Source organism: Streptomyces sp. PR69, from assembly GCF_026420845.1.
Taxonomy (GTDB): domain Bacteria; phylum Actinomycetota; class Actinomycetes; order Streptomycetales; family Streptomycetaceae; genus Streptomyces.
This window is the reverse complement of the sequence record NZ_JAOWCB010000023.1, coordinates 1-13,477: the sequence shown is the minus strand read 5'-3', so window position 1 is coordinate 13,477 and position 13,477 is coordinate 1. Positions and strand designations below refer to the sequence as shown.

The window sequence follows — 13,477 nt, the reverse complement described above, 5'->3', positions numbered from 1 at the left end:
CGACGACGGCACAGCGGCCACGACGGCCGGTGAACCGGCCCCGGAAACAGGGGTGCCCCCGCGCCGCCCTTCCGGCGCGGGGGCACCCCCATGTCCTGGGGCATGGGGCCGTACGGCCCGCCGTGTCAGCCGGTGTTGCGCAGCCCCGCCGCGACGCCGTTGACCGTCAGCAGCAGCGCGCGCGACAGCAGCGGGTCCGGCTCCTCACCCCGCTCGGCGGCGGCGCGCTGGCGGGCCAGCAGCGAGACCTGGAGGTAGGAGATCGGGTCGAGGTAGGCGTCGCGGATGGCGAAGGTCTGCTGGAGGACCGGGTTGGAGTCCAGCAGCTTCTCGCCGCCCGTCACCTTCAGCACCTCGCTCACCGTGAGGGCGTGCTCGGCTTCGATGGTGTCGAAGACATGCCTGAGGTTCTCGGGCACCAGCGTGTCGACGTAGTGCCGGGCGATCCGCAGATCCGTCTTGGCGAGCGTCATCTCCACATTCGCCAGGAAGTTGCGGAAGAAGTGCCACTGCTCGTGCATCTCGCCGAGCACACTCTCCAGTCCCGCCTCCCGCAGCGCCTTGAGCCCCGACCCGACGCCGAACCAGCCGGGCACGATCTGCCGGGACTGCGTCCAGCCGAAGACCCACGGGATGGCCCGCAGCCCGTCCAGGCCGGCCCCGCTGTCCGGGCGGCGCGAGGGCCGCGAGCCGAGGTGCAGTTCGGCGAGCTGGTCGACGGGGGTGGAGGCGAAGAAGTACGCGGGCAGGTCCGGGTCCTCGACCAGCCGCCGGTAGGCGGCGTGCGCGGCGTCGGATGCGGTGTCCATGGCCGCGTCCCAGCGGGCCAGCGCCTCGTCGGACTGGCGCGGCGCGGTGTGCAGGGCGGACGCCTGGAGGGTGGCGGCGACGGTCAGCTCCAGGTTCTCCCGGGCCAGGGAGGGGATCAGATACTTGTCGGAGATCACCTCGCCCTGCTCGGTCACCTTGATCTCGCCCTCCAGCGTGCCCCAGGGCTGCGCGAGGATCGCGTCGTGCGTGGGGCCGCCGCCGCGGCCCACGGTGCCGCCGCGGCCGTGGAAGAGCCGCAGCCGCACCCCGTACCGGTGGGCGACGTCGCGCAGCCTCCGCTGGGCGCGGTGGATCTCCCACTGGCTGGTGGTGATGCCGCCGAACTTGGAGGAGTCGGAGTAGCCGAGCATGACCTCCTGGACGTCGCCGCGCAGGGAGACGAGCCGCCGGTAGGAGGGGTCGGCGAGCATCTCGTCGAGGATGACGTCCGCGGCGCGCAGCTCGTCGGTGGTCTCCAGCAGCGGCACGATGCCGATCTTCGCCCAGCCGGCGTGCAGATCGATCAGCCCGGCCTCGCGGGCCAGCACGGCGGCGGCGAAGACGTCGTCCGCGCCCTGGCACATGGAGATGATGTACGACTCGATGACTTCCGGGCCGAACCGCTCGAAGGCTTGCTTGACGGTGTGGAAGACGCCGAGGGTCTTGGCCCCGGCGGCGTCGAGCGGCGCGGGGGTGGGGGCGAGCGGGCGGCGTGAGCGGAGCTCCTTGGCGAGCAGCTTCCGCCGGTACTCGCGCGGCATGTCCGCGTACCGCCAGGACTCCTCGCCGAGCCGGTCGAAGAGCTGGCCCAGCGCATGGTGGTGGGCGTCGGCGTGCTCGCGCACGTCCATGGTGGCCAGCTGGAGGCCGAAGGCCGCGAGGGTGCGGATGGTGCGGTCCAGCCGGCCGTCGGCGAGCAGCCCGCCGCGGTGTTCGCGCAGCGAGGTCTGGATGAGGGTGAGGTCGTGCAGCAGCTCTGCGGTGCCCAGATAGTCGCGGCCCGGCTCGTGGGCGGTGCCCTTGGCGAGCCGCTCGCGGGTGTTGACGAGCTTCTGCCGGACGCAGGTGGCCTTCAGCCGGTACGGCTCCTCGGCGTTGAGCCGCTTGTAGCGGGGGCTGATCTCGGGCAGCCGCTCCAGGTCGCTCTGCAGCGAGCTGAGCAGCTCCTCGGTGGCCCCGGCGTAGCGGATGGAGTTGGACAGCAGTCCGCGCAGCTCGTCGGTCATCTCGATGGCGTCGGCGATGCCGTGCTCGTGCTGGAGAATCAGCACCTCCCAGGTCACCTCGGGGGTGACGTTGGGGTTGCCGTCGCGGTCGCCGCCGATCCAGGTGCCGAAGGTGAGCGGGCGGGTGCCGGGCGGCAGCTCCACGCCGACGCGCTCCAGCTCTGCGGCGAGGTCCTCCAGGACGTCGCCGACCGCGCCCGCGTGCAGCTCGTCCAGGTAGTAGATGGCGTTGCGGGCCTCGTCGGCGGGCTCCGGGCGGACCACGCGCAGCTCGTCGGTCTGCCAGATCAGGTCGATGTTCTCGGCCAGCCGCAGATCGTGGCGGCGGCGGTCGGCGGCGTTGCCCGGCTCCTCCAGCAGCGCGGCGATGCGCCGGAGCTTGTTGAGGACGGAGCGGCGGGCGGCCTCGGTGGGGTGGGCCGTGAAGACGGGCCGTACGTTCAGATGCTTGACGGTCTCCCGCAGATGGTCGGGGTCGGCGTCCTTGAGCCGGTCCGCGGTGCGGGAGAGCAGCCCGCCCTCTGCGGCGCGGCGGCGGCGCATCTCATGGCCGCGGTGCACCTGCTCGGTGACGTTGGCGAGGTGGAAGTAGGTGGAGAAGGCGCGCACCAGCTTGGCGGCGGTCTCCAGGCCGGTGTCGCCCAGCAGCGCTGCGGCTGCTTCGCCGTCCTCCCGGGTCAGATGGCGGACCCGTTCCACGAGCTCAAGCAGCTCGGGCCCTTCCTGGCGGACGAGCGTCTCGCCCAGCAGATCGCCCAGTCGGCGGATGTCGGCGCGCAGTGCGGCGTCGACGGCAGGGGTCTCGGGGGCGGCGGAGGTCTGGTCGGCACTGCTCACAGGTGCGGCTCCTTGCAGTGTTCTAGCACGTCTGGAGGGGTACTGGAGGCTTGCGGACCGCGCTGTCCGACGTCACCCAGGATAGGTGGCCATTTCCCTGACGTTATCCACAGGTCTCTTGCCCGCGCCCTGTGCGCTGCCATACTTACGTCGGCGTAGGTTACGGAACCGTAGCCAGGTCACTCGTGTGCTCTCGGGTGTCTTGCGCCCCGTCCCCCGCCCGTTCGCACCCCACAGGGGATACTTCATGACGACAAGTCCCGAGCTGCTAAACGATGCCTCGAAGCCTCCGTCGGCCGCCGCCCCGCCGCAGAGCGGCGGCGAGCCTCTTCCCTCCGCCACCCTGGGCGGGGACAGCAAGCGCTCCATCGAGCAGATGGCCCTGCTGCTCTTCATCACCGTGCCTTTTCTGGCCCTGGTCGCGGCGGTGCCGCTGGCCTGGGGCTGGGGGGTGAGCTGGCTGGATCTGGGGCTGCTGACGGCCATGTACTTCATCGGCTGCCACGGCATCACGATCGGATTCCATCGCTATTTCACCCATGGCTCCTTCAAGGCGAAACGGCCGCTGCGGATCGCGCTGGCGATCGCGGGCTCGCTGGCGGTGGAGGGCCCGCTGGTGAGGTGGGTGGCCGATCACCGCAAGCACCACAAGTTCTCGGACGCGGAGGGCGACCCGCACTCTCCGTGGCGGTTCGGTGAGACGGTCCCGGCGCTGCTGAAGGGCCTGTGGTGGGCGCATATCGGCTGGATGTTCGACGAGGAGCGGACGCCGCAGCAGAAGTACGCCCCGGATCTGATCAAGGACCCGGCGATCCGGCGGATCTCCCGTGACTTCGTCTTCTGGACGGTGCTGTCCCTGGCGATCCCGCCGCTGATCGGCGGTCTGGTCACGATGTCGTGGTGGGGCGCGTTCACCGCGTTCTTCTGGGGGTCGCTCGTGCGGGTGGCGCTGCTGCACCATGTGACCTGGTCGATCAATTCGATCTGCCACGCCGTCGGCAAGCGTCCGTTCAAGTCGCGGGACCGCTCGGGCAATGTGTGGTGGCTGGCGGTCCTGTCGTGCGGCGAGTCCTGGCACAACCTCCACCATGCGGACCCGACGAGCGCCCGGCACGGGGTGCTGAAGGGCCAGCTCGACTCCAGCGCCCGGCTGATCCGCTGGTTCGAGAAGCTGGGCTGGGCGTATGACGTGCGCTGGCCCAACGCCTCCCGGATCGACTCCCGCCGTGTCGCGGCCCAGGCCGGCCAAGCCCCCGGCGAGAGCAAGGCCGCCGACGCGGCATGATGGAGGACGTGGCGATCGACGGCAGCAGCAGCAGCGAGAAGCCCCGGCGGGGGCGCAGGGTCCGGATGACGGGCGCGGAGCGCCGTGAGCAGCTGCTGGACATCGGCCGCACGCTCTTTGCGGAGAAGGGCTTCGAAGGCACGTCGGTGGAGGAGATCGCCGCCAAGGCAGGCGTCTCCAAGCCGGTGGTGTACGAGCACTTCGGCGGCAAGGAGGGGCTGTACGCGGTCGTGGTGGACCGGGAGATGCGCCAGCTGCTGGACATGGTGACGGGGGCGCTGACGGCCGGGCATCCGCGGGAGCTGCTGGAGCAGGCGGCCTTCGCGCTGCTGGACTACATCGAGAGCTACACCGACGGCTTCCGCATCCTGGTCCGCGATTCGCCGGTCGCCCAGTCGACGGGCACGTTCGCCTCACTGATCAGCGATATCGCCACCCAGGTCGAGGACATCCTGGGCCTGGAGTTCAAGGCCCGCGGCTTTGACCCCAAGCTGGCCCCGCTGTACGCCCAGGCCCTGGTGGGCATGGTGGCCCTGACGGGCCAGTGGTGGCTGGACGTCCGCCGCCCGAAGAAGGCGGAGGTGGCGGCGCACCTGGTGAACCTGGCGTGGCACGGGCTGGACGGCCTGGAACAGAAGCCGCGCCTGATAGGCCACCGCAAGAACTGAATTCCGGGGGCTCCGCCCCCGAGCCCCCGGGTACGGAAACCACTGGCGCCCCGTCGCTCTCGCGTGAGCGGCGGGGCGCCTCGTATGCCCTGTCCGGCCGGTGGATCGCCGGCCGCGGCCGTGGATATGGCCGCGCCGGCTAAGCCGGCCAATCAGGCCCCCTTCCGGGCGACCGCGAAGACTCGGCGGAAGGGGAACACCGTGCCGTGCGGCCCGGGCGGATACGCCTTGCGGAGCAGATCGCGGTACTGGGCGAGGAACTCCGCCTCCGCCGCCGGGTCGTCGGCCAGTTCGGTGAGGACGGGGCGCAGGGCCGTGCCCTTGACCCAGTCCAGCACCGGGTCCTCGCCGGTGAGGAGCTGGAGGTAGGTGGTCTCCCAGGTGTCCGTCTCACAGCCCAGGTCGGTCAGCCGCATCAGATACTCCGCCGGCTCCAGGATGTGGACATAGCGCCGCCCGTGGTCGCTGAGGCGGGCGCGCCACTGCGGGGCCTCGCAGAGTTCGCCGAGCAGCGCATGGCTGGGCGAGGTGAAGTTGCCCGGCACCTGGAAGGCGAGCGTGCCGCCGGGGGTGAGCCCGTCGATCCAGTCGGAGAAGGATTCGGGGTGGTTCGGCACCCACTGCAGCGCGGCATTGGAGACGATCAGGTCGTATGGCTCGTCCGGCGTCCAGTGCGCGGCGTCGGCGGGCCTGAAATCCAGCCAGCCGCCGCCGGCCGTGGTGCCCGCGTACTCCTTGTCGGCCAGCGCGAGCATCTCCGGTGACAGGTCGAAGCCGGTGATATGCGCGGTGGGCCAGCGCTCCGCGAGCAGCGCGGTGACGTTTCCGGGCCCGCAGCCGATATCGGCGATGCGTACCGGCTTGCCCCGGTCCGGCAGCTCTCCTATCCGGGCAAGGAGATCCAGGAACGGCCGGGTGCGATGACCGGCATGGCGAAGATACTGATAGGGATCCCAGATCGGGACGGAATGCATGTTCGAGCCCCCTCGCAGGAACGGTCTACCGAAGCGGAATAAGGTTCCGGCCCGACCATGCCCACGTAGGGGCCTGAATATATCTTGACATCAAGAGACTTCATGTCGACAGACCCTCTACACTGATCGATATGGAGGACGAGGTCGATCGACTGGTCGCAGCATGGCGCCGTGAGCGCCCCGACCTCGACGTGGAACCGCTTGAGGTGCTCAGCCGCGTCTCCAGGCTGGCCCGCCATCTCGACCGGGCCCGCCGTCTCGCCTTCTCCGAGCATCAGCTGGAGCCCTGGGAGTTCGATGTGCTCACCTCGCTGCGGCGGGCGGGCGCACCGTACCAGCTGTCCCCCGGCCAGCTGCTCACCCAGACGCTTGTCACCTCCGGCACAATGACCAACCGCATCGACAGACTGGCCAAAAAGGGCCTGGTGGAGCGGCTGCCGGACCCCAGCGACCGGCGCGGAGTGCTGGTCCGTCTCACTCCCGAGGGCCGGGACCGCGCCGATCAGGCGCTGGCCGGGCTGCTCGCCCAGGAGCGGGCGATCCTGGCCCAGCTGTCCCACGCGCAGCGCGGCGAACTGGCGGATCTGCTACGCCAGCTGACCGCCCCGTTCGACAACGTCCCCGGCTAGATCGGCGGGGCCGACCCCCGCCCTGCGCGCCAGCGCGACCGCCGCGAGCGTGGAGTGCACACCGAGCTTTCCCAGGACGTTCTGCATATGTGTGCGAACAGTGTGAGGCGAAAGAAAAAGGCGCTCGGCGACGGCCTTGCGCCCCAGTCCCGCGACCATGCAGCGCAGTACCTCCCGCTCGCGCGGCGTGAGCGACTCCACGAGCCGTTCACTCTCGGTGCGGTGCTTGCGCGCCGCGGTCAGCTCGCGCAGAACGCCGGTGAGCAGCGCCGGCGCGACATAGGTCTCATCGCGCAACACCCCGCGGATCACGGCGAGGAGCCGCTGCAGCGAGCAGTCCTTGGCGACCCATCCGGAGGCCCCGGCCTGGAGTGCGAGGGCGGCCCGCCGGGGGTCGTCCTTCTCCGCGAGCACCACGGCCCGTACCCCGCCCTGGCCCGAACGCACGCCCGCGACCAGGGAGATGCCGTCGACGGCCCCCTCCACGGCCTTCGCGCCGCCCGTGCCGTTGTCCGCCTCCGAGGCGGGGTGGGAGGCGGAGGCCGTACGCGCGCCGGGCACGCTCTGGACACCCTGGACGCTCCCCCGGGCGCCCGGCGCGGCGGTGCGCGCCGCCGCCTGGCCGGCGCTTGCCCCGGCCCCCGGAGCCGTCAGCGCGCCCAGATCGGCGTCGACGAGCAGGACGTCGAATCTGCGCCCCTCCGCGGCCGCGCGCTCCAGACAGCGCATCGCCGCGGGGCCGCTGCCCGCGGCAGCCACATCGACATCGGGCTCCGCCGCGAGAGCCGCCGCGAGCGACTCGGCGAAGATGCGGTGGTCGTCCACCACCAGCACACGGATACGAACCACAGACACCCCCAGTGTCGGAGGATGGACCAACGCGGGCACGACGCCCGGGATATGGGGTGGCACAGCGCTCGCTCGGCCGCCGCCGTGCTGTTGCTGATACCCCCGCCCCGGGCGTCGTACCCGGCTGTCTCGCCCCCTGATCGACACCGGCCCCCACCGGTGCTGAGCATCAGCGTACGGACGCGGGCCCGCACGGGAAGGGTCTTTGCAGAACTGACTGGCCAGGGTGTTTTCCGTGTGCCTGGTGTTCACAGGGGGGGCGGAAGTCGACAGAGATCGACAGCCTGCCAGGCCGGAATCGATCACTCCGAAACCGGCCGGACAAGCGGCCGGCCCTGTGGCCGGACCCGCGGCCGGACCGGATCGCTCAGGAGAGCCGGACCGCTCCTCCGGAAGGCTGCGCCGGAAAGATCCGCGGGGCGGCCAGCCCGGTCGCCGCGAACGCCTCCGTCAGCCCCGCCGTCTGCGCCGCCGCCCCGGCCGGGCCCTCCGCCTCGGCCAGCACGACCGCCGAGCCGCCGAAGCCGCCGCCGGTCATCCGCGCGCCCAGCGCCCCGGCCCCGAGCGCCGTCTCCACGACCAGGTCCAGCTCCGGACAGGAGACCCCGAAGTCGTCGCGCAGCGAAGCGTGGCCCTCGCTCAGCAGCGGCCCGACCGCCCGGACGTCGCCCGCCCGAAGGTGCGCCACCACCTGCTCCACCCGCCGGTTCTCGGTCACCACATGCCGGACCAGCCGTCTGGTCTCCTCATCCGTCAGCCGGGCCAGCGTCTCGTCCAGGCCCTCGTACGGGATGTCGCGCAGCGCCTCGACCTCCAGGACCGCCGCGCCCGCCGCGCAGCCCGCCCGGCGCTTTCCGTACGCCCCGTCGCTGTGCGCATGCCGTACCCCGGTGTCGACGACGAGCAGCGCCAGTCCGTGCGCGGCCGGGTCGAAGGGGATCTGCCGCTGGGACAGATCGCGGGTGTCCAGATGCAGCGCATGACCCGCCGTGCAGCAGGCGGACGCCGTCTGATCCATGATCCCGGTGGGCACGCCGGCGTAGACGTTCTCGGCGCGCTGGCACAGCCGCGCCAGCCGCCAGCGCTCCAGGCCCAGTTCGTACAGGTCGTTCAGGGCGAGCGCGGTGACCACCTCCAGCGCGGCGGAGGAGGAAAGCCCCGCCCCCATGGGCACGGTTGAGGTGAAGGCGATGTCCACGCCGCCGACCGCGCCCCGGGTGGCTTCCCGCAGCGCCCAGACGACGCCCGCCGGATAGTCGCTCCAGCCGGCGGGCCCCGTGCCGGGCGCGAGGCCGGCCACGCGGAGTTCCACCGGATCGCCGGGCGCGTCCGCCGAGCGCAGCCGCAGCAGCCCGTCGTCCCGCCGCGCCGCGGTCGCCACCACGGTGTGCGGCAGGGCGAAGGGCATGACGAAACCGTCGTTGTAGTCGGTGTGTTCGCCGATCAGATTCACCCGTCCGGGTGCTGCCCACACGTCTTCTCTCATCAGGCGTCATCCCCCGTGTGGGCGACCCGGCGGGCGAAGTCCCAGGCGTCGGAGACGATCCCGGCCAGGTCGGCTCGGCTGGGCCGCCAGCCGAGCCGCTGCTGGGCGACGGCGGCGGAGGCGACGAGGACGGCCGGGTCGCCGGGCCGGCGGGCGGCCGTCACCTCGGGGACGGGATGCCCGGTGACCTTGCGGACGGTCTCGATGACCTCCCGCACCGAAAAGCCGTTGCCGTTGCCGAGGTTGCAGATCAGATGCTCGCCGGGGGCGGCGGCGTCGAGCGCCAGCAGATGGGCTTCGGCGAGGTCGGCGACATGGATGTAGTCGCGGACGCAGGTGCCGTCGGGGGTCGGGTAGTCGTCCCCGTACACCGAGATCGACTCGCGTTTGCCGAGGGCGACCTGGAGGACGAGCGGGATGAGATGCGACTCCGGGTCATGGCGCTCGCCGCAACCGCCGTACGCGCCCGCCACGTTGAAGTACCGCAGGGAGACCGCGGCCAGCCCGTGGGCCGCCGCCTCTCCGCTGATCATATGGTCGACGGCGAGCTTGGACGCACCGTAGGGGCTGGTGGGAGCGGTGGGGTCGGTCTCGGCGATCGGCGTCGAGACGGGCTCTCCGTATGTGGCTGCCGTGGAGGAGAAGACGAGGGTGCGCACCCCTGCCGACCGCATGGCGGCGAGCAGCTCCAGTGTCCCGCCGACGTTGTTCGCCCAGTACTTTTCGGGCTTGGCGACCGACTCTCCGACCTGCGAGAAGGCGGCGAAGTGCAGCACCCCGTCATAGGAGGGGTCGAGATGCCGGGCCGCGTCCTGGACACGGCCCTCGATGAACCGGGCCCCGCCGGGGACTCCCTCGCGAAAGCCGGTGGAGAGGTCGTCGAGGACGGTCACCGTGTGCCCGGCCTGAAGCAGATGCTGCGCCACCACGCTGCCGACATATCCCGCGCCACCGGTGACCAGGTACTTCTTGCTCACTTGCTCGCTACCTCTCGCAGTCGTTCGGCCGCGGTCTCCGGCGGCACATCATTGATGAACACGCTCATACCGGATTCGGAACCCGCGAGGAACTTCAGCTTGCCGGAAGTGCGGCGGATGGTGAAAAGCTCGAGATGGAGCCCGAACTCCCGTCTGTCCACGGCCTCCTTGTTCGCAGCCTCCTCGTTCGCGGCTTCCTTGCTGGCCGTGCCTCCGGCGCCCGGCCCGGTGAAGGGGGCCTGATGCCAGGCGGAGACATAGGGGGTGGGCGGCGCGCCCTCGCCGAAGATCCGGTCGAAGCGCTTCAACAGTTCCAGATAGATCTGTGGAAACTCTGTGCGTGCCGGCTCGTCGAGCGCCGGGAGGTCCGGGACGCGCCGCCGCGGGTACAGATGCACCTCGTACGGCCAGTGGGCGGCGTACGGCACGAAGGCGACCCAGTGCTCTCCTTCCAGCACCACGCGGGTGCGCTCGGCGAGTTCGCGTCCGACGACGTCGTCGAAGAGATTGCGGCCGGTCGCCGCCAGATGCCGGGCCGTGGAGCGCAGCATCAGGGCGGTGCGGGGGGTGACGAAGGGATAGGCGTAGATCTGGCCGTGGGGGTGGCCGAGCGTCACCCCGATCTCCGCGCCGCGGTTCTCGAAGCAGAAGACCTGCTCGGCCTGCGGGAGCGCGCCGAGTTCCGCCGTGCGGTCGGTCCATGCGGCGAGCACCAGGCCCGCCCGCTCCTCGCTGAGGGAGGCGAAGGAGGCGTCGTGGTCGGAGGTGAAGCAGACGACCTCGCAGCGGCCCGCTTCTCCGCTCAGGGAGGGGAAACGGTTCTCGAAGACGACGACCTCGTAGTCCGGGGCCGGGATCTCGGTGAGGCGTCCGCCGTGGGACGGGCACAGGGGGCACTCGCCCGCGGGCGGGTGGTAGGTGCGGTCCTGCCGGTGGGAGGCGATGGCGACGGCGTCGCCGAGCAGCGGATCGCGGCGGATGTCCGCGGCGGCGGTGACGGCCGCCGGGGCGAGTGGCCGGCGGTCGCGCAGGGCGCGCCAGTCGCGTACGGCGTCGTCCCGGGAGTCGTAGTACAGCAGCTCACGGCCGTCGGCCAGCCGGGTGGAGGTCTTCTTCACCGCGGCAGCCCGGGTGAGCGCCGCTCCTGGCCCGCCGGCGCGAGGGTGGGCGCGGCCGCGGGTGCGCGGTCCAGCAGGCCGGTGCGGGCGGCGAGGGCCGCGGCCTCCAGCCGTGAGCCGACGCCCAGCTTCATCAGCACCCGCTGCACATGGGTGCGGGCGGTGCTGGGCGCGATGCCCATGCCCGCCGCGATCAGCCGGGTGTCCTCGCCTTCGGCGACCCTGACCAGCACCTCGACCTCGCGCGGGGTCAGCAGCCGCAGCAGCCGCTGCCCCTCGTCGTCGGGCTGGGCGGCCGGGTTGAGCAGTTCGGCGAAGGCTCCCTGGAGCAGCTGCGGGGCCACCACGGCCTCTCCGGCGCGTGCCTTGACCATGGCGCGCTCGACGCCCTCGATGCGTTCGTCATGGCGCACATAGCCGGAGGCCCCGGCGGCGAAGGCCGCGGCGATCCCGCGGGGGCTGGGCACCGGCCCGAGGACCACGACGGCGATCTGGGGGCGCTCCCGCTTGATCCGTACGACCGGGTCAAAGGCTCCGGGCTCCGCGGGCGCGGCCGTGCCCAGCAGGCACACCTCCGGCGAGCGGCTCACCACCAGCTCGGCCGCTCCGGCGGCGGGGGCGGCCGCCGCGAGCACCCGGTGCCCGCGCAGCTTCAGGGCCGAGGCGAGCGCCTCGGCGAGCAGACGGTGATCGTCGACCACCATGAGCCGCACGCCCATAGAGAGAAACCCCCATCCCCGCCGGACCCGGCCTGGCCCCCCGGCCCTCCCTGCCCTGCGTCCTGTCTGCCTGTCTGCCCCTGCCTCCTGACCCGGCAACGTACACGCTTGTTCGACGTCGCGCGCCCCTAACTCGGCAGAAGCCCCCCAGAATGCCGAATTCTTCGTGAAACAGGGCTACTTAACGGGTGGAAGCGGGTAAAGATGTGGCCCGGCGCAGGAGTGCGCCGGGCCCCATACATGCCCACTCAGCGGGCGGTGCAGTCAGTTCTTCGTGGTGAAGACGACGGCGAGGTACCGCTTCTGGGAGGAGGACGAGGTGGACAGCCGGTCCGCGGAGATGTAGAAGGTGCCGTCCCGGTACAGATACTCGCTGCCGTTGACCGAGCGGCTGGTCTCCGCGTCACGGATCGTTCTGTCCGCGGGGTTCTCCAGCAGCACGGTCTGCTTGAACGTCGCGCCGTCGATGCTGACGATCTGACCGCCCTTGTTGTACGGCGGGTACTTGTAAGCGATCACGTTTCCGCCGTCCATGCGCAGCGGGTAGAGCGTGTACTTGGGGCCCGCGTCGGCGCGGTCGCCGGTCGCCTTCCCGGTGGCGAGGTCGAAGGAGACGATCTCGTTGGTGCGGCCGTAGTCCTCACCGGGCGCGTCGTGCTCCTCGGTCGGCAGATAGATCCTGCCGTTGCCGACGACGACGAACTGGCAGCCCTCGACGCCGTCGCTCGCCGCACAGCGTGCCAGGTACTTGTCGCCCGGAGCCACGATCTTGGCGCGCAGCTTGCCGGTCTTGCCGTCGATGGAGAAGAAGTCGGAGATGCCAAAGGTGCCGGTGTCGCCGACGTCGGCCGCGACGACCAGCGGGTCGCTGGAGACGATGCGCGCGCCGTCGACTCCCGCGGGCAGGTCGTACGACCACTGGGGGCTGCCGTCCGGCTTCAGCATCTGGATGCTGACCTGGGGGTTGTCGTAGGAGCCGCATCGGCGGACGGCGACCAGCGCGGGGCCTCCGCCGTAGCCGATGTCACGGCACTGGTTGGTGTCGACCTTCGGCTTCCACAGGACTTTGCCCGAGTCGAGGTCAAAGGCCGCGCCGCCGGACAGATCCCCGGCCGCGACGATCTTTCCGCTGAGTGTGACCTCGGAGAATCGTGCCTTCTTGTCGCCTGAGGAGCCGCCGGTGACGGACGTGCTCCACAGCAGCTTGCCGGTGTTGAGGTCAATCACGCCGACCTCGGTGCACTGCTGGTAGTTCTTCGGCGGGGTCCGCTTCTCGGCCTCGAAGGCGATGGCGGTCTTGTTGTCCTCGGTGACATGGCGGGAGGCGGCGCAGATCTGTCCGGGCAGCGGCAGCTTCCACAGCTCGTTGCCCTTGGCGGGGTCGTACGCGGAGATCGACTCGACGCCCGGCTTGATGAACGCCTTGTCCGTGACCCAGGAGCCCACGACGTCGGTGAGGTCCGTGATCTCGGGCTGGGGCAGCTGGAACGCGACCTTGGCGGCGGTGCTGCCGGGGGCCTTCTCCTTGCCGGGGCCGTCGGGGGCGTTGCCCCCGCCGTCCTCGCCGCCGCCCTTGGCGCCGCCGTCCGCGCTGTTCTTGGCCTCGTCCTTCTTGCCGCCGCCTTCGTCGTCCTTGAGGAGCGAGTAGGCGACGCCGCTGCCGATGATCAGCACGATGGCGACGGCCGCCGCGATGATGATCTGGAGCTGGGCGCTGAGCTTCCTGCCGCCGCCGGGCGGGACCGGCTGGGGCGGCATCGGCTGGGTGGGGTAGCCGTAGCCGTACGGTGCCTGGCCGGGAGCCTGGCCGGGATGCTGCCCCGGCGCCTGGGGGTAGCCGTAGCCGGCGGGCGCCTGCGGGTAGCCGTAGCCGGGCGCGCCGGCGGGCGGGCCCGCGGG

General features: G+C 71.3%; 11 protein-coding genes. 3 read left to right on the top strand and 8 right to left on the bottom strand.

What is annotated here, in order from left to right; genetic code table 11:
- Positions 1 to 125 precede the first annotated feature (125 nt).
- Entirely contained in the window at positions 126 to 2,873 is a 2,748-nt protein-coding gene (gene ppc, locus OF819_RS20795) for a phosphoenolpyruvate carboxylase (protein WP_267245117.1), read from the bottom strand.
- A gap of 247 nt (positions 2,874 to 3,120) precedes the next feature.
- Here ppc and OF819_RS20790 point away from each other — a divergent pair, with 247 nt between their 5' ends.
- Together OF819_RS20790 and OF819_RS20785 are read left to right on the top strand one after the other, a co-directional pair.
- The gene (locus tag OF819_RS20790; RefSeq protein ID WP_267245116.1) at positions 3,121 to 4,158 is read left to right on the top strand and encodes an acyl-CoA desaturase; all 1,038 of its coding nucleotides are present in this window, start codon (positions 3,121 to 3,123) and stop codon (positions 4,156 to 4,158) included.
- A complete protein-coding gene (locus OF819_RS20785; protein ID WP_267245183.1) occupies positions 4,158 to 4,826 on the top strand; it encodes a TetR/AcrR family transcriptional regulator in 669 nt (222 codons plus the stop codon). Before OF819_RS20790 ends, OF819_RS20785 begins: the two co-directional genes overlap by 1 nt.
- Before the next feature lie 152 nt (positions 4,827 to 4,978).
- On the opposite strand, the gene OF819_RS20780 is transcribed toward OF819_RS20785, so the two are convergent.
- Positions 4,979 to 5,800, bottom strand: coding sequence for a trans-aconitate 2-methyltransferase (locus tag OF819_RS20780; protein WP_267245115.1), 822 nt, complete (start codon positions 5,798 to 5,800; stop codon positions 4,979 to 4,981).
- Positions 5,801 to 5,931: 131 nt separating this feature from the next.
- Between OF819_RS20780 and OF819_RS20775 the strand changes: the two genes are divergently transcribed.
- Complete coding sequence (locus OF819_RS20775; RefSeq protein ID WP_267245114.1) at positions 5,932 to 6,429, top strand: MarR family winged helix-turn-helix transcriptional regulator; 498 nt, start codon at positions 5,932 to 5,934, stop codon at positions 6,427 to 6,429.
- Here the strand turns inward: OF819_RS20775 and OF819_RS20770 are convergent.
- The 6 genes from OF819_RS20770 to OF819_RS20745 form a co-directional block, all read right to left on the bottom strand.
- Positions 6,388 to 7,278, bottom strand: coding sequence for a DNA-binding response regulator (locus tag OF819_RS20770; protein WP_267245113.1), 891 nt, complete (start codon positions 7,276 to 7,278; stop codon positions 6,388 to 6,390). The genes OF819_RS20775 and OF819_RS20770 overlap by 42 nt on opposite strands.
- A 367-nt stretch (positions 7,279 to 7,645) precedes the next feature.
- Positions 7,646 to 8,764: a galactokinase gene (gene galK / locus OF819_RS20765; protein WP_267245112.1), complete on the bottom strand. Its 1,119-nt coding sequence runs from the start codon at positions 8,762 to 8,764 to the stop codon at positions 7,646 to 7,648.
- Positions 8,764 to 9,741 carry a UDP-glucose 4-epimerase GalE gene (gene galE, locus OF819_RS20760; protein ID WP_267245111.1) on the bottom strand — a complete coding sequence of 326 codons (978 nt, stop codon included), beginning with the start codon at positions 9,739 to 9,741 and terminating at the stop codon, positions 8,764 to 8,766. The genes galK and galE overlap by 1 nt, the downstream gene beginning before the upstream one ends.
- Positions 9,738 to 10,859 (bottom strand): galactose-1-phosphate uridylyltransferase, encoded by a 1,122-nt coding sequence (gene galT / locus OF819_RS20755; RefSeq protein WP_267245110.1) that lies wholly within the window; start codon positions 10,857 to 10,859, stop codon positions 9,738 to 9,740. Before galT ends, galE begins: the two co-directional genes overlap by 4 nt.
- On the bottom strand, positions 10,856 to 11,578 hold the full coding sequence (locus tag OF819_RS20750; RefSeq protein WP_267245109.1) for a response regulator transcription factor: 723 nt from the start codon (positions 11,576 to 11,578) through the stop codon (positions 10,856 to 10,858). Before OF819_RS20750 ends, galT begins: the two co-directional genes overlap by 4 nt.
- A gap of 264 nt (positions 11,579 to 11,842) precedes the next feature.
- The coding region (locus OF819_RS20745; protein WP_267245108.1) for a PQQ-binding-like beta-propeller repeat protein at positions 11,843 to 13,477 on the bottom strand (1,635 nt) is incomplete at its 5' end.

What these genes read in the sequence shown, in the direction of transcription:
- OF819_RS20790 (WP_267245116.1), top strand. Translation starts at nt 3,121, where the DNA reads ATGACGACAAGTCCCGAGCTGCTAAACGATGCCTCGAAGCCTCCGTCG.
- OF819_RS20785 (WP_267245183.1), top strand. Translation starts at nt 4,158, where the DNA reads ATGGAGGACGTGGCGATCGACGGCAGCAGCAGCAGCGAGAAGCCCCGG.
- OF819_RS20780 (WP_267245115.1), bottom strand. Translation starts at nt 5,800, where the DNA reads ATGCATTCCGTCCCGATCTGGGATCCCTATCAGTATCTTCGCCATGCC.
- OF819_RS20775 (WP_267245114.1), top strand. Translation starts at nt 5,932, where the DNA reads ATGGAGGACGAGGTCGATCGACTGGTCGCAGCATGGCGCCGTGAGCGC.
- galK (WP_267245112.1), bottom strand. Translation starts at nt 8,764, where the DNA reads ATGAGAGAAGACGTGTGGGCAGCACCCGGACGGGTGAATCTGATCGGC.
- OF819_RS20750 (WP_267245109.1), bottom strand. Translation starts at nt 11,578, where the DNA reads ATGGGCGTGCGGCTCATGGTGGTCGACGATCACCGTCTGCTCGCCGAG.